The organism is Chloroflexota bacterium (assembly GCA_014360805.1).
Taxonomy (GTDB): Bacteria; Chloroflexota; Anaerolineae; order DTLA01; family DTLA01; genus DTLA01.
Genome location: JACIWU010000016.1, coordinates 16377 through 38694, shown reverse-complemented (window position 1 = coordinate 38694; position 22318 = coordinate 16377). Strand labels below are relative to the sequence as shown.

The window sequence follows — 22318 nt, the reverse complement described above, 5'->3', positions numbered from 1 at the left end:
GACAGATTGTCCAATTTTCACTCATAGATAGATTCGCGGATGGACTGGGCCAGCAGGCCGAATTGCGGCGAGGCCATCACCGCCAGGTCGCGCGGGCGCGGCAGGGGAATGCGCGTCTCGGAGGAAATCTGCCCTGGCCGCGGGGTCATCACCAGCACGCGGTCTCCCAGGAACACCGCCTCGTGAATGTTGTGGGTTACCATGATGACGGTCTTCTGCCGCGCCTGCCAGATACGCTGCAATTCCAGGTTCATCCGCTCGCGGGTCAGGGCGTCCAGCGCGCCGAAAGGCTCATCCAGTAGCAAGATCTTCGGGTCGTACACCAGGGCGCGGGCAATGGCGACCCGCTGCTGCATCCCGCCCGAAAGTTCCCGCGGTCGCGCGTGCTCAAACCCCCTCAGGCCCACCAAATCCAGCACGCTACGCGCCGCCTCCTCGGCCTCCCGAAGGGGCACGCCCTGGATCTCCAGCGGCAGGGTAACGTTGCGCAACACGCTGCGCCAGGGCATCAGGTTCCCGTTCTGGAACACTAGCCCGATCTCACGCACGGGCCCCTTGATCTGGATGCCGTTGGCGCGCACGAGGCCCGATGTCGGCTCCAGCAGCCCCGCGAACAGGTGCAGGAGCGTGGTCTTGCCGCACCCCGAAGGCCCCACGATGCACACGAACTCGCCCTGGGCGGCCTGCATCGTTACCCCCGCCACGGCCGCCACCTCGCCCTGGGACGTGCAGTAGGTCTTGGTCAGGTCAATCGCCTCCAGCGCAGGGGGCGCGGTGGTATTCTCGGAATCTGGCGGACTGCCAGCCATCGCTATTTCCTCGCGCCCTCCACAAACCGATTCGTGAACAGCGTGTTGATCGCAGGGGCCTCCTGAATCAACCCCACGGACTTCATGAAGTCCACCGAGGCCTGCCACGCCGCCTGACTGCTCTCGCCGAGGCGATCGCTTCTCCAAACTTCCAGGCTCTTGTACAAGACGGCCTTCTGGAGCGGGACATCGGTGCTCTTCATCTCGGGGATGAACTCCAGCGAAATCTCAAACGCCTCGTCGGGGTGATCCAGCGTGTACCGCAGGCCCCGCAGCGCCGCCCTCACCATACCCTGCACCAGCGCCGGCTCCTTCTGGATCGTCTGCTCGTTGGTGATGAAGCCGTTGGACACCAGGTCTATGTAGTCGCTCACGGGCATATCCACGACGGCATACCCCGCCTGCGCCAGTTGAACCGGCTCGTTCATCACGTAGCAGACGGCGGCGTCCACCTGCTTTTCTACCAGCGCGGGGACTTGCGCGTAGCCGATGGTCTGAAGCGTAACCGAATCGGGACTGATGCCGGTGGCGTACAGCAGCGCCCGCCACCCGATGTAACTGGCCCCGTAGGTCGCGGGAATGCCCACGGTCTTGCCGACCAAATCCTGCGGCGTGCGGATGCCCCTGTCCGCCAGGGCGGTAACCGAGACCGGATAGCGGCGGTACCAGTTCATCACGTACACGACGGGCAGCCCCTGCGAGCGGGCCAGGATGACCTGATCCCCGCTGGCGACGGCGAACTTCAACTCGCCCGTGCCCACCAGTTTCAGCAGGTCGGTCTCCCAGCCGTAGTCAAACTTCACCTGGATGCCTTCCTCGGCGAAGTAGCCTTTCTTCACCGCCACGTACAAGGGCGCGAACTGCACGTTGGGGATATAGCCCATCGCCAGCGTAACTTCCTGGGTGGGGCGGGGAGTGGGCTTGCACCCGACCGCAGCGACCGACGCGACGAGCGCCAGCAGAATCAAAGCCAACCGCAATGTCTTCATGGCGTCCTCCTGGACTGTAATATGTTACCGATGCCGCAGCAGAGCGGCCTCAACGAGCGAGATCGCGCCGTAGAGCGACAGCGCGATCGCCACAAGGGTGAACAGCGCGACGAAGAGCAGGGGCGTGTCAAACAGCCCCCGCGCCAGGTTGATCAGAAACCCCAGTCCCCTGTCGGCGCCGACGAATTCGCCCACGACCGCGCCGATGACCGACAGCGTCGCGCCGATTTTCAGCCCCCCGAACAGCACGGGCAGCGCGGCGGGCACTTCCAGCATCCGAAACGTCTGCCATCGCGACGCGCCCAGCGACCGCATCAGTTCGCGCAGGTTGCGATCCACCGAGCGGATGCCGACGGCAGTATTGATGAGCACGGGCAAGAACAGCGTCAGCGCGCAGACCAGAATCTTGGAGACGCTCCCGAAGCCGAACCAGATGACCAGCAACGGCGCCAGGGCAACGATGGGAACTGCCTGGGCCGCGACGATGTAGGGCGACAGCAGGCGGTCCAGCGTGGGCGACTTGGCGATGATGTATCCCAGCAGGGTGGCAACGCTCACGCCCAGCAGGAGGCCCGCGAAGATTTCAAACAGCGTGAGCGATGTGTGGTACCACAGCGAGCCATCGGCGACCGCGACGAGGAAGCGCGACCAGACGCGCCCAGGCCCAGGGAGGATAAACGGCGGATACTTCAGCAGCGCGACCAGGCCGCCCCACACTGCGAGGAAGCCCAGCACACCTAGGATCGCACCCGCCGCGCGGCCTGCCGCCTGCCGCAGCCGCTTCGCCAGGTCCGGCTTGGTTTGAGGTTGGCAGATTCCGGCCATACAAAAACCCCACAGGCTTGGGGCCAGCGGGGCAGGAATTCAACCGACAGGGCGCATGGAAATTCCAGGCATGCGCACTGCCCATTGCGGAACCTTCTCCCTTCCGGACTGTACCGTCGGCCCCGGCTTTGCACCGGATCTGCTTGCGCTCGCGGGCTTGGCCTCCTCAGCGAGGCCTTACCGCCGATCGGGAATTGGCCTGACTCGCAGGCCGCACCCTGCCCCGAAGGCTCCTGGATATTCAACTTGCGCTGATTATACGCGGGGCGGATGGCGTTGTCAAAACCGCGCGACGTCCGATTCGGCTCCGTCTTGCGTTGGCGACCAAGGTGTGGCAACCAAGATGCGACGCACTTTCAGAAGTGCGTCGCATCTGTGTCCATGGCGCGACCAACAAGATTTGGAACCGAGACGGGCATCCGATTGCTCCTTCAGCGTCGGGCGGGGTTCGCGCCGGCGCACCTCACCCCCAGCCTTCGGCCTCCGCCCGTGGAGAGAGGGAATGAGGGGGGTGAGGTCGGTATGCCCGCGCGGGGCTAAACCCCCGTCTTCGGCGTCGGGTATGCTACCCATTCGTGTAGATTCGTGTTATTCGCGGATTCCGGTTACCCATTCGCGTGGATTCGCGCGATTCGCGGTTAGCAGGCTCCGGCGGCTATGGAAAGCCGCCCTACGTGTCCGGCGACCAAGATGCGACGCAGTATGTTCCCCCATTCGTGTAGATTCGTGTTATTCGCGGATTCCGGTTATCTCATTCGTGCGGATTCGTGTGATTCGTGGATTCCGGTTCGCGTATGGGGGCGCATCCTACGCCTTGAACATCCAAATCCCGTCGTGCAGCGGGTACAGCGCGCCGCAAGCCGCGCAGCGCAGCCCCATCGCGTCCTCTGTCAGCGCGCCGCCGCACGCCGGGCAGCGGTACACCAGGCGCTCCGTCGGGGGCGTGGGCAGGCCCGCCGCGCGCGCCCGCATGAACACGCTGGGGGTCAACTGGAAGTACCGCCCGGTCCACTGGAGCGCGGCGTCGGCGCGCGCCAGGATGCCCGCGGGCACCAGGCGCTTGAGCAGCCCCGCGCGGAAGTGGGACACGGTCAGCCGCCGCTCCACCGTGAAGCCTTTGTCCACGAGCAGGTCGTACATCCAGCGGGGATGGAAATCCCAATGCAGCGGGTGGTACTCCACCGGCTCCGGGTCAAAGGGGTTCCACTTCTGGCGGCGCAGCAGGAAGCGGGCGATGGCCTTGAGGTTCCGCTTGTTCGCGAACTCCAGGACGTAGATGCCGCCAGGGGCCAGGACGCGGGCGATCTCGCCCATGAGCGCGGGCAAGTCCGCCGCATGGTGGAGCACGCGCACACTCAACACGGCGTCAAAGGTCGCGTCGGCGAAGGGCATGTGGTACCAGTTGGCCGCCACATACTGGATGCGGTCGTCCCCCCATGTGCGGCGGGCGTCGCGCAGTTGGTCGTCCGAGTAGTCCAGCAGGACCACCTCGGAGAAATGGCGGTAGAGCGCGACCAGCCTGCCGAACCCCGAGCCCACGTCCAGGATGCGCAGGCCCTGCGGCGGGATGAGGCGCCGGAGCGCGAACCGCTCGGCCCGGTCCTCGTACTCGCGGCCCTCGCCCCAGAAGTCGCGCTTGTAGGTGCTCTCGCCGTAGTCTATGATTCTCGGCTCGCTTCTGTCAGCCACACCGTCCCCCGATGTTTCACGTGAAACATGGAAGGCCCGCGCAACCCGCTACGCCGCCATGCACACGGCCAGTCGGGCGGCGATCTCGGCATTGCGCTCAAGCAGCGCTAAGTTCGCCCGCAGCGACCGCCCCTCGGTGATGCGGCTCAGCCGCGCCAGCAGGTACGGCGTGAGGGCCTTCCCGCGTATGCCGTCCCGCTCCGCGTCGGCCAGCGCCTGCGCAATGGCCTCCTCCACCAGCGGGCCGGGGAGCGCGGCGTCTTCGGGGACGGGCACCCCCACCAGCACCGCCGTGTGCAGGCCAGCGCCCCAATGAGCGCGGATGAAGTCGCGCAGCGCCTCCGGCGTGTCCACGCGGATGTCCACCTCAAGTCCGCTGTCCCGGCAGTAGAACGCCGGAAACCGATTGGTCTGGTATCCCACCACGGGCACGCCGTGCGTCTCCAGCCACTCCAGCGTCAGGGGCAGGTCCAGGATGCTCTTCGCGCCCGAGCACACCACGGCCATCGGCATGCGCGCTAGCATGGGCAGGTCAGCCGAAACGTCAAAGGGTTGCCCGCGGTGAACGCCCCCGATGCCGCCCGTGGCGAAAACGCCGATGCCGGCCTGGTGCGCCAGGTGCATGGTCGCCGCAACCGTGGTGCCGCCGTCCTCGCCCTGCACTGCGCACGCCGCCAAATCGCGCAGGCTCACTTTGCGCGGGCGCGGGCTTTGGGCCAGGCGCGCCAACTCCTCGTCGGCCAGACCCACGCACAGGCGGCCGTCCACCACCGCCACGGTAGCAGGCGTCGCCCCGCGCTCGCGCACCACGCGCTCCAAGCGGCGGGCGGTATCCAGGTTCTGAGGGCGCGGCAGGCCGTGGGTGATGACGGCGGACTCCAGCGCCACGACGGGCTGGCCCGCGCGGAGCGCCGCCTGCACTTCCGAATATATTTGAATATTCATACAACTAACTTCTCATACAAGACATCTACGCTCAGGTCGGGGCAGACCGTCTCCTCGCAGCCGATGGTAGCGGCAGCGGCGGCTAGCCCCAACCGCACCGCGTCGTCCACGTCCATCTCGTTCAGCAAGCCGAAGATCACCGCCGCCGTCAGCGCATCGCCCGCCCCCGTCAGGTCCACGATCTCGCACGGCACGGCGGGCAGCGTCCCGCTGGCCTCGCTCGTGGCGTAGCACAGCCCCTTCTCGGCCAACGTAACGATGGCCAGGCGCACGCCCATGCCCACCAGGGCCTTGGCCGCGCGCAACGCTCTGGCCTTGTTGGTAACCGGCACGCCCGTCAGTGCCTCGGCTTCCGCCGCGTTCGGCGTTACCATGTACAACTCGCCCAGGTACGGCTTCAGGCGGGCCGCAAGCCCCACCGTCGTCGGGTCGGCGCACACCCGAATCTTGTGCTTGCGGGCCAGCGCAAACAGCGACCGAAGCGCCCGCGGCGACAGGTTGGCGTCCACCGCGATCAGGGCCGACTCGGTGATGACGCGGCGGTTGTAGTACAGGTACTGCGGCGTGATGAGCGACAGGATGTCCATGTCGTGGATGGAGTACACGGGCTCGCCCCGCTCGTCGTAGATGGTCATGTACGCGGCCGTATGATACTCGTCCGTAACGATGACGCGGTCCACGTTGATGCCGCTTTCCTGGGCCTGGTGCAGGATGCGCCGGCCCGACCCGTCCTTCCCCACCGCCGTGAGCAGGGTTGTGGGCACGCCCAGCCGCGCCAGGTTCTCGGCGACGTTCCGCGCCGACCCCCCGACGCTGATGCGGATGTCGCCCTCGCACGACGTGCCCGCCGTCAAGCCCTTGTCGGGCCTGCCTTTGGTGTCCATCGCCGCCGCGCCCACCACGACCACCGGCGGATATTCATCCATGTCGCTCCCTCCCTTGTGATGCTCATCAGCCGCCACGCAAGGATAGCCGACTTCACCGCGCAAGTCAAACGAGGCAGGACGCAGCAACCACACCCACGCGAACCCTGCCCGACGCTGAAGCGCCGGGCTGAAGGGGCGACCCGGGCTGACGTCATCCACGAATAACACGAATCCACACGAAGGGTATTATGCCAGACGGGGAAGCATCGGGCTGGCGTTGGTCTGTGCCCTGCGCGGGCCTGCCGACCTCACCCCCTCGTTCCCCCTCTCCGCCGCGCGGAGAGGGGGAAGCCGAAGGCTGGGGGTGAGGTGCGAAAGGGCACGGCGCGTGGGAGCGACCCACGGGTTCCCCTACCATTTTGCCCGCGGCGGGTGAGGTGCGCCGTGCCGTGCCGCCCGCGCCGTTACCGTGCGGCGTTGCGGAATGCGCGGGGGCGTAATTCAATCGGGCCCATGCAGGTCCCGCTAACGGGTGGTAGAACCGAGACACGTAGCCGAAGGCGAGGGGCAGTATGGGAACCTGCCCTACGCTCTATCCGTTTCACGCTGCCGCTCATCGGTCTGACTGCTTTCCAGCGAAATGAACACTACCCCGCGGGCGGTCTTTTGGCGCGAAAGGGTCAGGTTGTGGTATAATAAAGAAAAGCAGTTCTTCCCGCGCTGCGAAGAGCGGGAAGGCTCGTCTCTGAGGGGAGAGGAGTCTATGTCAGGACACTCCAAATGGTCAACCATCAAGCGACAGAAGGGCGTTGCCGACGCTCGGCGGGGGGCTCTTTTCACCAAGTTGGGTCGCGAAATCTCCGTGGCGGCGCGCGAAGGGGGCGGCGACCCTGCGGCGAACTTCAAGTTGCGCCTCATCATAGATAAGGCCAAGGCCGCCAACATGCCCAAGGAGAACATAGAGCGGGCCATCAAGCGCGGCACGGGCGAACTCAAGGGCGAAGCCGAGTACGAGATCACCTACGAGGGCTACGGCCCCAACGGCGTGGCGGTCCTGGTCAAGGTTCTCACCGACAACCGCAACCGCGCCGCAGCCGAAGTCCGCCGCGTCTTCACGCGGCATGGCGGCAGCCTCGGCGAGACCGGGTGCGTCGCCTGGATGTTTGAGCCGAAGGGCTACCTGGCCGTCAAAGTCAACGATGGCCAGGATCCCGACGAGATCGCCATGATCGCGATTGACGCCGGCGCTGATGATGTCGTCCCCTCCGAGGACATCGTGGAAGTCTATACCAAGGTGGAAGACTTCCAGTGGGTGCGCGAGGCGCTGGAAAGGCGGGGATTGGAACTGGATGAGCAGGAACCCATCTGGATGACCCCCAAGACCCTGATGCGCCTGGGCGAGAAAGAGACCCTTCAAGCCATGAGCCTCATTGACGCGCTGGAGGAACTGGAAGACGTTTCCAAGGTCTTCACCAACCTGGACATCCCCGATGAGGTCATGGAGAAGTATCAGGCTGCGTAGATGTTGGCGCTGGGGATAGACCCTGGGACGGCGACCACCGGCTTCGGCCTGGTGAGCGAGGATCACGGCGCATACTGCCTGGTGGATTGCGGCGTCATCCTCACGCCCGCACATGAGCCGATGCCCCAGCGGCTGCTCCTGCTGCACGACCGCCTGCTGGCGCTCCTTGCCGCGCACCGCCCCGACGCCATCGCCGTGGAGGAACTGTTCTTCAACAAGAATGCGCGGACGGCCATCGCCGTGGGCCAGGCGCGCGGGGTTGTCCTGCTGGCCGCCGCCCAGGCCGGCGTCCCGCTGTACGAGTACACACCGCTACAGGTCAAGCAGGCCGTGGTGGGCTACGGGCGCGCCGAGAAGCGCCAGGTGCAGGAGATGGTGCGCATCCTGCTGGGGCTTGAGGCTATCCCGCAGCCCGATGACGCCGCCGACGCCGTAGCGGTCGCCTTGTGTCATCTGCAATCGTTCGCCCTCTACCGCAAACTGGCGGAAGCCACCCAACAGGGAGGGTAAGCCGTGATCGCGACCTTGCGCGGCAGGATCGTCGGCCATGCCAAGCAGTCTATCGTGGTGGATGTGAACGGCGTGGGGTTCCAGGTGATGCTGAGCGCGTCGGACTTGGAGCGCCTCGGCGAGGTGGGCCGCGAGGTAACGCTGTTCACCCACCTGCAAGTCCGCGAGGACGGGCTGACGCTGTACGGTTTCTCCACCGAAGAGGCGCGCGAACTGTTTGAACTCCTGCTCACGGTGAGCGGCATCGGCCCCAAGGTCGCGATGGCCCTCCTGTCCGCGTTTTCCCCCGACGATTTGCAGAAGGCCCTTGTCCAGGAAGACATCGGCGCCTTGGCCCGCGTGCCCGGAATTGGCCCCAAGACCGCCCGCAACCTGGTGTTTCATCTCCGCGACAAGATTCAGACGGCGCCTGTCGGCCCGTCGTTGGCGGCGCTTGCCGAGGCCGACGCCGAGGTGATCAGCGCCCTCACGTCCTTGGGCTATAGCGTCGTAGAGGCGCAGCGGGCGGTGCAGTCGCTCCCCCGCGAGGAGTTGCCGCTGGAAGAGCGGATACGGCTCGCCCTGGCGTACTTCGGGCGTTGAGTTCACGCGGCGCGTTGGCGCGCCAGCAGGCACAGCATCTCGTACATGAGGTTGGCTGCCAGGAGCGCGGTGATTCCCCCGCAGTCAAACGCCGGGCATACCTCCACGATGTCAAACCCCGCGATGGGCAGGTCGCGCAGGCCGCGCACCAACTGGAGCATCTCCCGCGCCGAAAATCCGCCTACCTCGGGCGTGCCCGTCCCTGGGGCGCAGGACGGGTCGGCAGCGTCTATGTCCAGCGTAACGTACACGGGGCCGCGCACCGTCTCCCGCACGCGGGATACAACGGCGGCCACGCCCATCTCCGCCGCCTCGTCCATGGGGATCAGGCGCAGGCCCAGCGCCCGCGCATCGTCCAGGTCGTGCGCCGCGTCCACAGACCCGCGCAGCCCCACCTGCACCGAGGCGGCGGGATCAATCAGCCCTTCCTCCACGGCGCGCCGCACCCATGTCCCGTGGCCGTAGGGCCGACCGTGCTCGGTGTCCCAGGTGTCGGGGTGGGAGTCAAACTGGATGAGCGAGAGCGGCCCATGTCGCGCGGCGACGGCTCGCAGCAGCGGCAGCGTAACCGAATGGTCGCCGCCCATGGCCATGGGGAACGCGCCAGCCTCCAGAACGCCGGTCATCCAGTCCTGGATGGCGCGCATGGTGTCGTCCACATACGCGGGAACCACCGGCACGTCGCCCAAATCTCCCACCCGCAGCGTCTCAAAAGGCGCGACCCGCCACCAGGGATGATATTCGCGCAGGATGCCCGAGACCGCGCGGATTGCCGCCGGCGCGTGGCGCGCCCCGCTGCGGAACGTCGTGGCGCTGTCGTAGGGCACGCCGAAAACGGCCACGTCCAGGCCGTCGGGGGCGGGGGCCGCGCCGACGTGGGCGAAGGTGGGCAGCCCCGCGTAGCGAGGCGCGCGACCGAAACGCGATGACCAGTCCATGCGCTACCTCCTCGTGAGACGGTCGGCGACGACGGCGAACAGAAACCGCGGGAGCGCCAACATCCGCCGCCAGCGCCACGGCTGATGGATGAGCCTGTGGAGCCACTCCAGTCCCATGCGCTGCATCCAGGCCGGCGCGCGCTTGGCCCGGCCCGCGATGAAGTCAAACGCCCCGCCGACCCCCATGACCACCGGCACCCGCAACCGCTCCAGGTTCCGCGCGATCCACAGGTCTTGCTTCGGCGCGCCGTAGGCCACGAACAGCACGTCGGGGGCCGCGGCGGTGATTCGCGCGACGATAGCGTCTTTTTCTTCCGGCGCGGGCGACCCGGCGTAAGTCCCCGCGATGACCAGGCCGGGATGGGCGTCCACGAGGCGGCGCGCCGCCTCCTCGGCGACTCCCGGGGCGGCGCCCAGCAGGTAGAGCCGATAGCCCCGTTCTGCGGCCAGCGCGGCCACCCGCACCACGGTATCCACGCCGGTAACGCGCTCCTTGAGCGGCGTCCCCTGAATCCGCGCGCCCAGGAGCAGCCCCACGCCATCGGGCAGCGACAGGTCGGCGCGGGTCAGCACATCGCGAAACTCGGGCAACCGCTGGGCGGCCATGACGAACTCGGGGTTCACCGTTACCACCTGGCGGGGTTTCCGCTCGCGGATGAACGCCTCCAGGATGCGCAGGGCTTCGCCGCTATCCACGTTGTGGACGGGCACGCCCAGGAAGTGTACCTTCGGCACGCGCTCGGGCAGGGTCATGCGGCGGCATCCTCCAGAGCCTTGAGAATCTCCTCGGCGCAGCGCCGCCAGGTGAAGAGCCGCGCCCGCTCCATGCCCCTGCGCGACAGGTCAGCGCGCAGGTCGGCGTCGGCGAGGACGCGGTTCATGGCGGCGGCCAGTGCGTCCGTATCCGTGGGCGGCACGAGAATGGCCGCGTCGCCGGCCACCTCCGGCAGGGAACTGGTGTCGCTGCACACCACCGGCGCGCCGCAGGCCATGGCCTCCAGCGCCGGCAACCCGAACCCCTCGTACAGCGATGGGAAGGCGAAGAGCGCCGCGCCGCTGAGCAGCGTCGGCAGGTCCTCGTCGGGCACGTAGCCGGGGAAGAGGACCCTGTCGCCGATGCCGAGTTCCCCGGCGCGGCGCAGAATCTCGCCGTACATCCAGCCCTTGCTCCCGGCCAGCACGAGGCGATAGGGCGGCGGCACGCGGGCAAAGGCCTCTCTCAGGCGGCGTAGGTTCTTGCGGGGCTGAAGCGTGCCGACGTACAGCACATACGGCGGCTCAATCCCGTAGCGGCGCAGCGTGGCGTCCAGTGCGGCCTTGTCGCGCACCGGCCTCACGTCGGGCCGCAGGCCGGGATACGCCACCCGAATCTTGTCGGCGGGCACGCGGTAGAATCGCACCAGGTCGTCGCGGGTGGCGCGGGAATCGGCGATGACCAGGCGGCTGGCGCGGGCATTGTGGCGCGTGCCCCACTCCAAGTACATGCGCGCGGCCCAGGGGTGCGCCTGTGGGAAGTAGTGATAGCCCAAATCGTGCACGGTGGCCACCGCCCGCCCTGGCACCAGCGGCAGCACATGGGCCGGGACGAACAGCACATCGGGCGGCCTCATCGCGATCTCGGCGGCCAGGCGAACATGCGTCCACAGGCGCGGGAACGGGATGACCCGAACGCGTACATTGGGGCGCGCGGGGAAAAGGCCGGGTTCGGGTGGCCGGTTGAAGTACAGCGTGAAGGTGTGGTCGGCCCCCAAATCCACCAGCGCGCGGATGACGTGCAGCGAGTAATGTTCGGTGCCGGTGCGGATGGGGCGCGCGGCACGGCTGGCGTCAATGCCGATGTTCATGGCGGGCGGCTCACCGACGGTAATCGCGCTCCACCTCGGCGATTTTCTCCACGCGGCGATGATGCCGAGGCGCGTCGCTGAACTCGGTTTGCAGCCAGATGTCCACGATGTCCACGGCCAGCCCCGGCCCTACGACGCGCCCGCCCAGGCAGAGGACGTTGGCGTTGTTGTGCTCGCGGCTCATGCGGGCCGAGTAGGTGTCCAGGCACACGGCGGCGCGGATGCCGCGGACTTTGTTGGCGGTCATGGCCATCCCCTGGCCCGTGCCGCAGATGAGAATCCCGCGGTCAAACTGGCCGCCCGCCACCGCCTCGGCGACGGGCCGCGCGAAATCCGGATAGTCGGTGGACTCGCGGGAATGCGCCCCGAAATCCTGCACCTCGTATCCCTGGCTTTCCAGGTACTGGCGGATGACCTCCTTCAGGTCCACACCGCCGTGGTCGGCTCCAATGGCGATTTTCATCGTTTCCTCCCCCTGTGAACTGCAACGCCATTATACCACAGGTGAGCCCCACGCTCGCTATCCGCGAATAACGCGAATCCACACGAATAGAGGATAGATGAAGACACGTAGGGCGGCTTTCCGTAGCCGCCGTAGGCTCACACAAAGACACGAAGACACAGAGGATTTTCTGCGAGTCTCTTTCCCCCTTTGTGTCTCTGTGCCTTTGTGTGAAACATTATTTTCGCACAAAGTCCGTAGGGCGGCTTTCCATAGCCGCCGGACGCGGGGACTAGACACCGAGGAGCACGTAGGGCGGCTTTCCATAGCCGCCGTAGGCCGGGGCAGGTATGGGAACCTGCCCTATTTTCCATTCGCGCGCATTCGCGTGATTCGCGGTTACAGTAAGCACGTAGGGCGGCTTTCCATAGCCGCCGTAGGCCGGGGCAGGTATGGAAACCTGCCCTATTTTCCATTCGCGCGCATTCGCGTGATTCGCGGTTACAGTAAGCACGTAGGGCGGCTTTCCGTAGCCGCCAGACGCGGGGCCTAGACGCCGAGGAGCGGAGCCAGGTCCTCCCAGCGGATGGGGCCGGGGCGGACAATGCGCGGCGGCTGCACGGTGAGGTCAAGCACGGTGGAGGCGACTCCGCCCGGGCAGGGGCCTCCGTCCAGGATAAGGTCTACGGCGTCTCCGATGGATGCCTCCACCTCGTCGGCGGTTACGGCGCTGGGCTGGCCCGACAGGTTCGCGCTGGTGGTGGCCAGAGGCGAGCCTGCGCGCTCAATCAGCGCCAGGGCCAGCGGATGGTCGGGCACGCGCACGGCGACCGTCGGGCCGCCTGCCGTTACCACGTCGGGGACGAGCGCGGATTTCTCCAGGACCAGGCTCAATGCCCCGGGCCAGAAGGCCCCGGCCAGTTGCCAGGCCGCCGGCGGCACGTGCCTGGCGATGCGGTTCAGGTCGCGCACACCGGATAGGAGCACGGGGATGGCCTTGGCGCGGTCGCGAATCTTGGCCGCGAACAGCCGCTCCACCGCCTGCTCCATGAACACCAGCGCCCCGACGCCGTACACCGTGTCGGTGGGAAATGCCACCAGGCCGCCGTCGCGCAGGATGCGGGCCGCTTGCTCCAGGGCCTCGTCCAGGTTCTCGGGCGTTGCCAGAATTCGCACGTCTATCTTCCGATCCGTGGGGCGGTCCCCCCAACCTCAAGGATGGCAGCGTTTGCGAAATACTCAAAATCAAACTCGGTGATGTCGCCCGCCCGCTTGCCGGGAATCGGCATCAGGCGCGCGGTGAGTGGCTTGCTCAGTCGGGTGGACAGCGCCGCCAGATCCAACAGGATGGCCTCCAGTTCCTCGCGGCTGACGTCGCCGGGCAGGGGCACGGTATCCAGACCCGCCCCGCAGACGGCCGAGAAGAGGTACAGGTGATCCAGCGAGTAGGTGCGCTCCCGGCTTCGCTGGGCCAGCACCGCATCTTCCAGCACGGGCAGGAACAGGCCGCAGAAGCCCGTCTTGGGGAACTCGGCGGACTGTACGGCGCGGGTCGCCAGCGCGGCGGCGAACAGCGTCCCGCGCGCGCCAAACTTGTCGCCCGTGAGCGCCTCCAGCGCCTTCGCGATGCTGCGCTCTGGGACGGGATAGGGCGCGAGCGAGAAATCTATGCCGGCGAATCCCATCTCCAGTTCCTGCGCCAGCGCGCGGGCGGTCTCTGCGATGCGGTCGGCGTGGGTTTGCACCAGGGATCGCAGGGTCGCCTCGGCTTGCGCGGGCGAACCCGCCTGGGAGAACGCCTGCACCGCCAGGTCGGCGGCCTCCGTGGCGACGGCAAAGCGGGCCGCCCCGCCGCCATGGTACGCCACGGGGAAGAACGGCGACCAGGGCGCGCAGTTGGCCAGGGCCGCCAGCCGCAGGTTGCCGAACCCATGCGCCACGCTCCTGCTGACCTGTGAGATCAGCGACGCCGCGTGGCGTATACCTTCGGTGTCCATGCCCAGCGTGGGCGACGCGATGGTTACGCCGAAGAACACGCCTTGCGTGGCCGCGATGGCCTGCGGAATCTCCTCGGCGAGGTGCCAGCCGAAGGCGCGCTGGACGCCCGGCGCCGGCCCCAGGGACACGTAGTCCACGCCCGCCTCCCGCGCTGCGGCTTCCACCTCCACGGCGACATCGGCAAGGGAGAAGGCTTCCACGCCCGCGGCGAACTCGGGGAACGGCTGCGTCGCCAGGCGGATGGACTGCACGCGGTAGCCCGCGTCGGCGAAGGCGCGCCGCGCTGCCGACGCGAACCGCGCGATGGTTTCCCACTGCGACCCTTGGAGCGGATACGTCAGGTCCACAAAGCACGTAAGCGACCGAATCTCCACGGCCCTATCCTCCCCCGTGCCGCCGCTGCCTCATGGCTTCCATGAGGATCACGGCGGCAGCGACTGCCGCGTTCAGCGATTCGGTTTTCCCCATCATGGGGATGGCAATCGGCGTCAACTTTGTCGGAAAGTGGCGTTCGTAAGGTGCTCCGTGAGCCTCGCCGCCGACCACCAACACCGCCGGGCGTGTCCAATCCACCGCGTCGTAGGGCAGGTCGGCGTGGGCATCGGCCAGGTACACCCGAGTGCTGCCCAGAACCCGATGTATCTCGCCCCAATTGGGATCCAGGAAAACGGGCAGGCGAAAGTGGGCCCCCATACCCGCGCGGACGACTTTCGGCGAGAACGGGTCCACCGTGCCCGGCGTCAGGACAACCCAGTCGGCGCCGGCGGCTTCCGCCGTGCGCAACGCCGTGCCCAGGTTGCCCGGGTCGCGCCATTCGTCCAGCAGGAGGCCGATGCGTTTCGGCGTCTTGGGCATGGGCCAGGCGGGCATCTCCGCGACGATGAGAACGCCCTGCGGAGTTACGGTGTCGGTCATCGCCTTCATGACCGGTGGCGACACGGCGAAACAGGCGTCCGTGGCCTGTTGGAGTCGCGGAATCAGCGGGCGCCCCAGCGGAGATGCGGCGAACTCTTTGGTGTAGAACGCCTCGCGGACGATGGCATGGGCCGCCAAGGCGTCGGCCACCAGCCGCGCCCCCTCCGCGATGAAGCAGCCCTCCCGCCTGCGGACGTTCTGCCGGTGCAGGGAGCGCACGTACTTGACCTGCGGATTGGCCGTGCTGCTAATCGTGATCATCTCTACTCTACCATACAACAAAACGAGGGAAGGTGGGGCAATCCTCACATTCCCTCAGCGTGCTGCGGTGGATTCTGCGCGAACGTGAACGTTCTACGCCAAAGCGTTGCGGGCCACGTCAACCAGGTCGGCGAACGCCTTCGGGTCGGTTACGGCCATGTCTGCCAGGACCTTGCGATCCAGTTCCACGCCGGCGGTCTGGAGGCCCTGGATGAAGCGGCTGTAGGACAGGCCCTGCTCGCGCGCGGCCGCGTTGATGCGCACGATCCACAGGCGGCGCATGTCGCGCTTGCGGTTGCGGCGGTCGCGGTACGCATACGACAGCGACTTGAGCATCGCCTCGTTGGCCCTGCGGAACAGTTTGCTCCGAGTGCCGAACTGCCCCTTGGTGAGTTTGAGGACTTTCTTATGTTTCTGATGGGCGGGAACGCCCCGTTTTACTCTTGGCAAGGATGGATACCCCCTTCCGTCAAAGTGTTCAAGATGCTACTGTTGTTTGAGGTAAGGGGCAAGCCGGGCCACCCGGCGCTTGAGCCCCCTGGACTCAACCACCAACATCTCGTCAAATTGAGCCTTCACGCGCGCGGACTTGTTGCGGCGCAGGTGGCTCTTCATCTGCTTGGTGCGCAGCAGTTTGCCGCTCCCGGAGTAACGGAAGCGCTTGGCTGTGGCCTTGTGCGTTTTGATCTTCGGCACGGAACTCCTCCCAAATACTTGGTATCCGGATGGGCTTGCGGGCCGCTCTGGGCCTGGCAGGCTCGCCCACCGCTCATTCTATCCTTTTCAAGTGCGAACCGCCTGCCAGACAGATGGCCGGCGGTTCTGCTCGCTCGTTCGCGTACACAGTGTCCGCCTAGGACTTCTTGGCCGGACTCAACACCATCAGGAGACTTCTGCCGTCCACCTGGGGCGGCTGCTCTATGGTAGAGACGTCCCCCAGCATTTCTGCGACTTTCTGGAGCACCTCCACGCCCAACTCGGGATGGCTCGCCTCGCGCCCGCGGAACCTGACGCGGACCTTGACCTTCGCGCCGCTCTCCAGGAAACGGCGGGCGTCGCGCACCTTGTACGAGACATCGTGGTCGCCGATCTTCGGGCTCAGACGGATTTCTTTCACGTCCACCGTCTTCTGAGCCTTGCGCGCCTCCCGCTCTTTCTTCGTGCGCTCGTAGAAGAACTTGCCGGCGTTCAGGATGCGGCAAACCGGCGGGTCCGCATTCGGCGCGACTTCCACCAGATCCAGGTCGCGGTCGTAGGCCAACTGTAGGGCGTCCCGCAGGGACATGATGCCGACCTGCTCGCCGTTTTCGTCTATGACGCGCACCTGGCGGGCCTGGATCTCTTCGTTGACACGTTGGCTCCTGGTACTTATGTTGTGCTCCTCCTGTACGTGCAGAAACGGATTTAGACCGTTCCGGGTAAGCCCTTACAAGCAACGCAGTATAACATGAGTCGCAAAACGCGTCAAATCAACGTCCGCCGGCTGCGTTCACCGTGTGCATTGCCGCCCGCCATGACGGCGAACGGCATCTGTGGCATGAAGGTACCGGTATGAAGCGGAACGGAGACTCGCCCGCAAAATTGACAGGTCGCCGCCCCCGCATATAATAGGCGCAGAATTGTCCTTGTGCACATCATGGTGCGCTTTCTGCCGATCAGGCCGGAAGCGCGCCTTGACTTTGCGAGGACTGCAATTCGGCGTTTTGCGAAGGAGCAGACGATGATTTCGGTAACCGAACTGCGCAAAGGCGTAACCTTTGAGATGGACGGCGAACTGTACAGGGTGCTGGACTATCAGCACCATAAGCCAGGCCGGGGCAATGCGGTCATCCGCACCCGCCTGCGCAACCTGCGCTCCGGCGCGACCATAGACCGCACCTTCCAGTCGGGCGACCGCGTGCAAGACGTGCGGCTGGATCACCGTACCGTGCAGTATCTGTACAACGACGGCGAGTTCTATCACTTCATGGACGTGGAGACCTACGAGCAGCCCATCCTCAGCGCCGACGTGCTGGGCGACGCGGCGAAGTACCTGGTGGATGGCCTGAACGTGGAACTCATCTCCTACGAGAGCGAGCCGATTGAGGTGGAACTGCCGGTAACCGTGGACATGCGGGTTACCGAGACCGAGGCCGCCATCAAGGGCGACACGGCCACCGGCGCGACCAAGGATGCGGTTACGGAGACCGGCCTGGTGGTTAAGGTGCCGCTGTTCGTCGCCGAGGGCGATGTGATCCGCGTGGACACACGGACGGGCGAGTACCTGACCCGCGTGTAGGCGTTGCCTGTGCGGCCCGCGGGGGGCTGTTGCTGTCGTAACCGCGAATAACACGAATGGGCACGAATGTAGAATAGACCCGTAGGGCGGCTTTCCATAGCCGCCGGGGGCCGTGGGCAGGTATGGAAACCTGCCCTACGCTCTGTAACCACGAATGACACGAATGGGCACGAATAGGGATACGAGATTGCTCGGCGCCGCTTGCACCGCAATGAAGCCCCCAGCACCCTTGCGGACGAGTCCCGCATCCGGCGATTTGACGACCGCGTGTCACGTGCGTATAATATGTCAGACATCAGACAAAGGGGTGTCCCGATGCGGTTGAAATATGACTCCCGGCCTCTCTACCTCCAGGCCGAAGAGGCCCTGAATCGGCTCATCCAGGACGGGACCTATCGCGTTGGCGACCGCTTGCCGCCTGAGCCGGAACTGGCGCAGCGCCTGGGCATCTCGCGGGCCACGCTGCGCGAGGCCCTGCGCGCCTTTGAGGACAAAGGACTCATCACCCGCCGCCGCGGCCTGGGCACCTTCATCAACGCGCCTGCCCCCCTCATAGACAGCGGCCTGGAACAGTTGGAAAGCCTGGACTCCCTGGCCCGCCGCATGGGACTCGTCTGCACCACTGAGGACCTGGAAATCCGCGAGGAGCCTGCCACACCGGAACTCGCCTCGCGGCTCGGAATTGCGGCAGGCGACAAGGTCATCACCGTCGGCCGCACCAAGGTAACCAACGGCGTCATCGCTGCCTATATGTACGACGTGCTGCCCGCCTGGGTTACCGACGTCGCCACGCTGAGGGCCTCGTTCAAGGGCTCCGTGCTGGACTACCTCCTGGAGCGTGGGGTTCCCTTGAGTTTCGCCTGGACCAACATCATCGCGACGCGCGCGGATTCCTCTGTCGCCGCCAAACTCCATGTCAAACCGAGCACCGTGTTACTCTTGCTAGAGGAGGTCAGTTACACGCAGGAGAATCAGATCGTCGGCTATTCGCAGAACTACTTCCTGCCCACCGTCTTCAAGTTCCACCTGATTCGCCGTATCGCCCCATCGCGCTAGAAAATCGGATACGAAATCACTATTTTGAAAGGAGAAGGTTATGAAAACCGAAACGTTCCGTGGCAAAGACTTCATTACCCTGCTGGATTGGACCCGCGAAGAGGTAGAGACCATCCTAGACGTGGCGCTGGACCTGAAGCGGCGCTACGCCATGCGCGAGCCTCACGACCATCTGCTGCGCGCCCGCACGTTGTTCATGATCTTCTACAACCAGAGCCTGCGCACCCGCAACTCGTTTGAGGCCGGCATGACGCAACTGGGCGGCCATGCCCACTACCTGGACCCGGGCAAAATCTACACCCCGGCGCTCCCCGGCAAAGAGGTGGCCTATTCCACCGAGCGCGTCTCGGACGTGGCCCGCGTGCTGGCGCGCATGGGCGACGCCATCGCCATCCGCTGCTACGGCGACCCCGTGGACTGGGTCTATGGCGGCGCCAACGAACTGATCCGCAATTTCGCCTACTGGGCCGACATCCCTGTGCTCAACATGGAGGACGACAAGTACCATCCCTTCCAGGCCCTCGCCGACATCCTCACCGTCAAGGAGAAGTTCGGCACATTCAATGGCGTCAACTTCGTCATGAGTTGGGCCTACTCGCCCAGCATCCACAAGCCTAGGGCCGTGCCCCAGAGCGCCATCATCGCCGCCACCATGATGGGCATGAACGTTACCCTGGCCCATCCCGAGGGCATGGAACTGGATCCCGAGGTGCTGGCGGCCTGCGAGACCAACGCGCGCCACAACGGCGGCTCGTTCAAGATCAGCCACGACATGCGCGAGGCGTTCAAGGGCGCGCACGTCGTCTATCCCAAGGCCTGGTGCGCTACGCCCATCTTCAAGCCCCCCGTCGGGCAGGACGACCCCAAGAAGACCCAGCAAATCTTTGACAGCCACAAGGACTGGATTTGCGACGCCGAGAAGATGCGCCTGACGGATCCCGAGAGCATCTACCTGCACTGCCTGCCCTGCGACCGCGGGTACGAGGTAACCGACGAAGTCATTGACAACACGACCCGCTCCAAGGAGCGCCCGTGGCTCTCGGCGGCCTACGACGAGGCGGAGAACCGCCTGCACGTCCAGAAGGCCGTCATGAGCCTGGTGATGGCCTAAGACGGACACCGCCTACAGTAGGCTCACCGCAGAGCGCGCAGATTGCGGAGGGAGGAAGGCTTTTCTCCCTCTGCGTGCTCCGTGGCTTCTGCGGTGGGCCGATTCTTGAAACTTCCTGTTGGGAGGCCGAAGATGGATCTCTATGGCAAGGACCTGATTACGACGCAGGAGTGGAGCGAAGACGAATTGAACGCCGTGCTGGACCTGGCGGCCAAGATGAAGCGCGACCGCTTCAACCCTCGGTTCACGAGCCTGCTGCAGAACAAGACGTTCTTCATGTTCTTCTACAACCCGTCGGTGCGCACGCGCCAGAGTTTTGAGTGCGCGGCCACCGAACTCGGCGGCCACGCCCAGTTCCTGGAGCCGAAGGCCATGCGCCTGAAGACGGCCACGAGCGCGGGCGAGACGGTGGAGGATGCCGCCAAGGTGATGGATCGCTACGCCGCTGGCCTGGGCATCCGCATCCTGGAGGACAAGATCGGCGCGTATGGCGAGGGCGACGACCTCATCCGCGAGTACGCCTACTGGGCCAGGATGCCGGTCTTCTCCATGGCGCACGACAAGTACCACCCGTTCCAGGGCCTGGCCGACATCATGGGCTGGGCCGAGTGGTACGGCAAGGGGCCTGGGCAGGGCCTGGACATGAGCGTGCTGAAGGGCAAGAAATTGCTCGTTACCTGGGGCCACGGGGCGCTGGCGCGCTCGTGGTGCTCGGTGCAGGAGGCGCTGCTCATCGGCTCGCGCTATGGCATGCACGTAACCCTGGCCCACCCCGAGGGGTATACGCTGGACCCCCAGGTCATTGAGTGGACGAAGGCCAACTGCCGCGCCAACGGCACCGCGTTTGAAGAGACCACCGACGTGCGCGAGGGGTATGTGGGCGCTCACGTGGTGTATTCGCGCCACTGGATGAGTCCCGAGGCGTACAAGGACGGCGAGTTCCTCAAGCAGCAGGAGATTGAGCGGGCGCTGAAACTCACCGAGTGGATTTGCGACGCCGAGAAGATGCGGCTGACCGACAACGCGATCTTCACCCACCCGATGCCCATAGACCGCGGCCACGAAGTTACCGACGAGGTCGCCAGCGGCCCGCGCTCCTGCATCTACGACGTGGCCGAGAATCGCCTGCACGTGCAAAAGGCCGTCATGGCCCTGACCATGTCCGGCCTTCTGTAGGCTACACACATCACACAAAGGAGTGGGTCTATGACGAAGAAAGTCGCGGTTGTTGCCATCGGCGGCAACTCGCTCATCAAGGACAAAGATCATCAGTCGGTTCCCGACCAGTACCAGGCGGCCAAGGAAACCTGCTACCACATCGCGGGCATGATTGAGCAGGGTTGGGACGTGGCCATCGGCCACGGCAACGGGCCGCAGGTGGGGTTCATCCTGCGCCGCAGCGAACTGGCGCGCCACGAACTGCACGAGGTGCCGCTGGACGTGTGCGGCGCCGACACCCAGGGCGCTATCGGCTACATGCTCCAGCAAAATCTACAGAATGAGTTCCTGCGCCGTGGTATGAAAAAGCAGGCCGTTACCGTGGTTACTCAGGTCGTCGTGGATCGCAACGACCCCGCCTTCCAGAACCCGACCAAGCCCATCGGCTCGTTCATGACGGAAGAGGAGGCCAAGCGCCGCCGAGACCTGGAGGGCTGGCATGTAGTGGAGGACGCCGGGCGCGGCTGGCGCAGGGTTGTCGCTTCGCCCCTGCCCAAGAAGGTCAAGGAGCAGGACGCGGTAGAGGAGTTGATCCAAAAGGGGTTTGTGGTGATCACTGTGGGCGGCGGCGGCATCCCCGTGGTGGAGAACGAGAAGGGCGAACTGGAAGGCGTGGCCGCCGTGATTGACAAGGACTACGCTTCGTCGCTGCTGGCCCGCAGTATCAAGGCCGACCTATTCCTCATCTCCACCGCTGTGGAGAAGGTGTACCTGAACTACGGCAAACCCAACCAGAAGGCCATAGACCGCATGACCGTCGCCGAGGCCAAGCAGTACATGGCCGAGGGGCACTTCGCCAAAGGCTCCATGCTCCCCAAGATTCAGGCCATCATCTGGTTCCTGGAGGCGGGCGGGAAGCAGGCCATCATCACCAACCCCGAGAACATTGAGCGCGCGCTGCGCGGCGAGACAGGCACGCTCATCGTCCCGTAACGATTTCGCATCGCCACTTTCGGAGACGCCGAGGGCCCCATGGCCTTCGGCGTTTCGCTTTCCTTGGGTTCCCGCGTCTGTTGGGTACCTGTTGTCGCGAGGGTTGCCCGGCGCGGAAGCATGGGGCTGAGGTGCATCTGCAACCCGCCCGACGCTAAAGCATCGGGCTGGCTGCAGGGGCGACCGGCCGGTCGCCCCTACGCGATACGCAACCTTCGCCCCTAGCGCGAGGGTTTGGCCTCTTTGGCCTCGCGCGGGCATGCGGCGATTCACCCCCTACTCGCGTGGATCAGATTGGCAATTTGCTCCACATCTCCGCCCACGGCGAGGGGGCAGCCGAAGGCCGGGGGTGAGGTGCATCTGCAACCCGCCCGACGCTAAAGCATCGGGCTGAACGGGCGAAGCCCCGAAGGGGCTTTGTTCTTTCAGCGCGGGGGTTTAGCCCCGCGCGCCAGCCGGACGCGGCTTTCGCGCCCTTTCGCGTCCTTCGCGCTCCAAACGCCCCTAGCGCGAGGGTTTGGCCCCGCGCGACGATGCGGCGATTCACCCCCTACTCGCGTGGAGCAAATTGTCAATTTGCTCCACAT

The 22318-nt window shown here is 65.6% G+C and carries 24 protein-coding genes and 1 riboswitch; of the genes, 8 read left to right on the top strand and 16 right to left on the bottom strand.

Annotation, left to right across the window (positions count from 1 at the left end; genetic code table 11):
- Nucleotides 1-17: 17 nt before the first annotated feature.
- From H5T65_04460 to H5T65_04435, 6 genes are all read right to left on the bottom strand, one after another.
- On the bottom strand, nt 18-809 hold the full coding sequence (locus H5T65_04460; GenBank protein ID MBC7258477.1) for an ABC transporter ATP-binding protein: 792 nt from the start codon (nt 807-809) through the stop codon (nt 18-20).
- 2 nt (nt 810-811) lie between these two features.
- Nucleotides 812-1798, bottom strand: coding sequence for an ABC transporter substrate-binding protein (locus H5T65_04455; GenBank protein ID MBC7258476.1), 987 nt, complete (start codon nt 1796-1798; stop codon nt 812-814).
- Nucleotides 1799-1822: 24 nt separating this feature from the next.
- Nucleotides 1823-2623 carry an ABC transporter permease gene (locus H5T65_04450; GenBank protein MBC7258475.1) on the bottom strand — a complete coding sequence of 267 codons (801 nt, stop codon included), beginning with the start codon at nt 2621-2623 and terminating at the stop codon, nt 1823-1825.
- Between the two features lie 87 nt (nt 2624-2710).
- Nucleotides 2711-2858: riboswitch (FMN riboswitch) on the bottom strand.
- A gap of 572 nt (nt 2859-3430) precedes the next feature.
- Nucleotides 3431-4312: a class I SAM-dependent methyltransferase gene (locus H5T65_04445; GenBank protein MBC7258474.1), complete on the bottom strand. Its 882-nt coding sequence runs from the start codon at nt 4310-4312 to the stop codon at nt 3431-3433.
- 48 nt (nt 4313-4360) lie between these two features.
- Nucleotides 4361-5257 carry a pseudouridine-5'-phosphate glycosidase gene (locus H5T65_04440; protein ID MBC7258473.1) on the bottom strand — a complete coding sequence of 299 codons (897 nt, stop codon included), beginning with the start codon at nt 5255-5257 and terminating at the stop codon, nt 4361-4363.
- On the bottom strand, nt 5254-6183 hold the full coding sequence (locus tag H5T65_04435) for a carbohydrate kinase family protein (GenBank protein ID MBC7258472.1): 930 nt from the start codon (nt 6181-6183) through the stop codon (nt 5254-5256). Before H5T65_04435 ends, H5T65_04440 begins: the two co-directional genes overlap by 4 nt.
- Before the next feature lie 703 nt (nt 6184-6886).
- Here H5T65_04435 and H5T65_04430 point away from each other — a divergent pair.
- The 3 genes from H5T65_04430 to ruvA are packed head-to-tail and all read left to right on the top strand — an operon-like array spanning nt 6887 to nt 8737.
- Nucleotides 6887-7645: a YebC/PmpR family DNA-binding transcriptional regulator gene (locus H5T65_04430; GenBank protein MBC7258471.1), complete on the top strand. Its 759-nt coding sequence runs from the start codon at nt 6887-6889 to the stop codon at nt 7643-7645.
- Complete coding sequence (gene ruvC, locus H5T65_04425; GenBank protein MBC7258470.1) at nt 7646-8155, top strand: crossover junction endodeoxyribonuclease RuvC; 510 nt, start codon at nt 7646-7648, stop codon at nt 8153-8155.
- Nucleotides 8156-8158: 3 nt separating this feature from the next.
- Entirely contained in the window at nt 8159-8737 is a 579-nt protein-coding gene (gene ruvA, locus H5T65_04420; protein MBC7258469.1) for a Holliday junction branch migration protein RuvA, read from the top strand.
- Between the two features lie 2 nt (nt 8738-8739).
- Here the strand turns inward: ruvA and speB are convergent, their stop codons facing one another.
- From speB to H5T65_04370, 10 genes are all read right to left on the bottom strand, one after another.
- Nucleotides 8740-9675 carry an agmatinase gene (gene speB, locus H5T65_04415; GenBank protein MBC7258468.1) on the bottom strand — a complete coding sequence of 312 codons (936 nt, stop codon included), beginning with the start codon at nt 9673-9675 and terminating at the stop codon, nt 8740-8742.
- Nucleotides 9676-9678: 3 nt separating this feature from the next.
- Nucleotides 9679-10428 (bottom strand): WecB/TagA/CpsF family glycosyltransferase, encoded by a 750-nt coding sequence (locus tag H5T65_04410; protein ID MBC7258467.1) that lies wholly within the window; start codon nt 10426-10428, stop codon nt 9679-9681.
- Nucleotides 10425-11519, bottom strand: coding sequence for a glycosyltransferase family 4 protein (locus H5T65_04405; protein MBC7258466.1), 1095 nt, complete (start codon nt 11517-11519; stop codon nt 10425-10427). Before H5T65_04405 ends, H5T65_04410 begins: the two co-directional genes overlap by 4 nt.
- A 10-nt stretch (nt 11520-11529) precedes the next feature.
- On the bottom strand, nt 11530-11982 hold the full coding sequence (rpiB, locus tag H5T65_04400; GenBank protein ID MBC7258465.1) for a ribose 5-phosphate isomerase B: 453 nt from the start codon (nt 11980-11982) through the stop codon (nt 11530-11532).
- 528 nt (nt 11983-12510) lie between these two features.
- Nucleotides 12511-13137 carry a threonylcarbamoyl-AMP synthase gene (locus H5T65_04395; GenBank protein ID MBC7258464.1) on the bottom strand — a complete coding sequence of 209 codons (627 nt, stop codon included), beginning with the start codon at nt 13135-13137 and terminating at the stop codon, nt 12511-12513.
- Between the two features lie 2 nt (nt 13138-13139).
- Nucleotides 13140-14333, bottom strand: coding sequence for a DUF711 family protein (locus H5T65_04390; GenBank protein ID MBC7258463.1), 1194 nt, complete (start codon nt 14331-14333; stop codon nt 13140-13142).
- 4 nt (nt 14334-14337) lie between these two features.
- Complete coding sequence (locus H5T65_04385) at nt 14338-15135, bottom strand: RNA methyltransferase (protein ID MBC7258462.1); 798 nt, start codon at nt 15133-15135, stop codon at nt 14338-14340.
- A 93-nt stretch (nt 15136-15228) separates the two neighbouring features.
- Nucleotides 15229-15585: a 50S ribosomal protein L20 gene (gene rplT / locus H5T65_04380; protein ID MBC7258461.1), complete on the bottom strand. Its 357-nt coding sequence runs from the start codon at nt 15583-15585 to the stop codon at nt 15229-15231.
- 36 nt (nt 15586-15621) lie between these two features.
- Nucleotides 15622-15831 carry a 50S ribosomal protein L35 gene (gene rpmI, locus H5T65_04375; GenBank protein ID MBC7258460.1) on the bottom strand — a complete coding sequence of 70 codons (210 nt, stop codon included), beginning with the start codon at nt 15829-15831 and terminating at the stop codon, nt 15622-15624.
- Between the two features lie 157 nt (nt 15832-15988).
- On the bottom strand, nt 15989-16531 hold the full coding sequence (locus H5T65_04370; GenBank protein MBC7258459.1) for a translation initiation factor IF-3: 543 nt from the start codon (nt 16529-16531) through the stop codon (nt 15989-15991).
- A 324-nt stretch (nt 16532-16855) separates the two neighbouring features.
- Between H5T65_04370 and efp the strand changes: the two genes are divergently transcribed.
- The 5 genes from efp to arcC all read left to right on the top strand — a co-directional run bounded on the left by efp (nt 16856) and on the right by arcC (nt 21731).
- A complete protein-coding gene (efp, locus tag H5T65_04365; GenBank protein ID MBC7258458.1) occupies nt 16856-17413 on the top strand; it encodes an elongation factor P in 558 nt (185 codons plus the stop codon).
- Nucleotides 17414-17728: 315 nt separating this feature from the next.
- Nucleotides 17729-18469, top strand: coding sequence for a GntR family transcriptional regulator (locus tag H5T65_04360; protein ID MBC7258457.1), 741 nt, complete (start codon nt 17729-17731; stop codon nt 18467-18469).
- Between the two features lie 40 nt (nt 18470-18509).
- Nucleotides 18510-19580 carry an ornithine carbamoyltransferase gene (locus H5T65_04355; protein MBC7258456.1) on the top strand — a complete coding sequence of 357 codons (1071 nt, stop codon included), beginning with the start codon at nt 18510-18512 and terminating at the stop codon, nt 19578-19580.
- A gap of 132 nt (nt 19581-19712) precedes the next feature.
- Nucleotides 19713-20756: an ornithine carbamoyltransferase gene (locus H5T65_04350; GenBank protein ID MBC7258455.1), complete on the top strand. Its 1044-nt coding sequence runs from the start codon at nt 19713-19715 to the stop codon at nt 20754-20756.
- Between the two features lie 30 nt (nt 20757-20786).
- Nucleotides 20787-21731, top strand: a complete 945-nt coding sequence (arcC, locus tag H5T65_04345; protein ID MBC7258454.1) for a carbamate kinase — start codon at nt 20787-20789, stop codon at nt 21729-21731.
- Nucleotides 21732-22318: the final 587 nt, after the last annotated feature.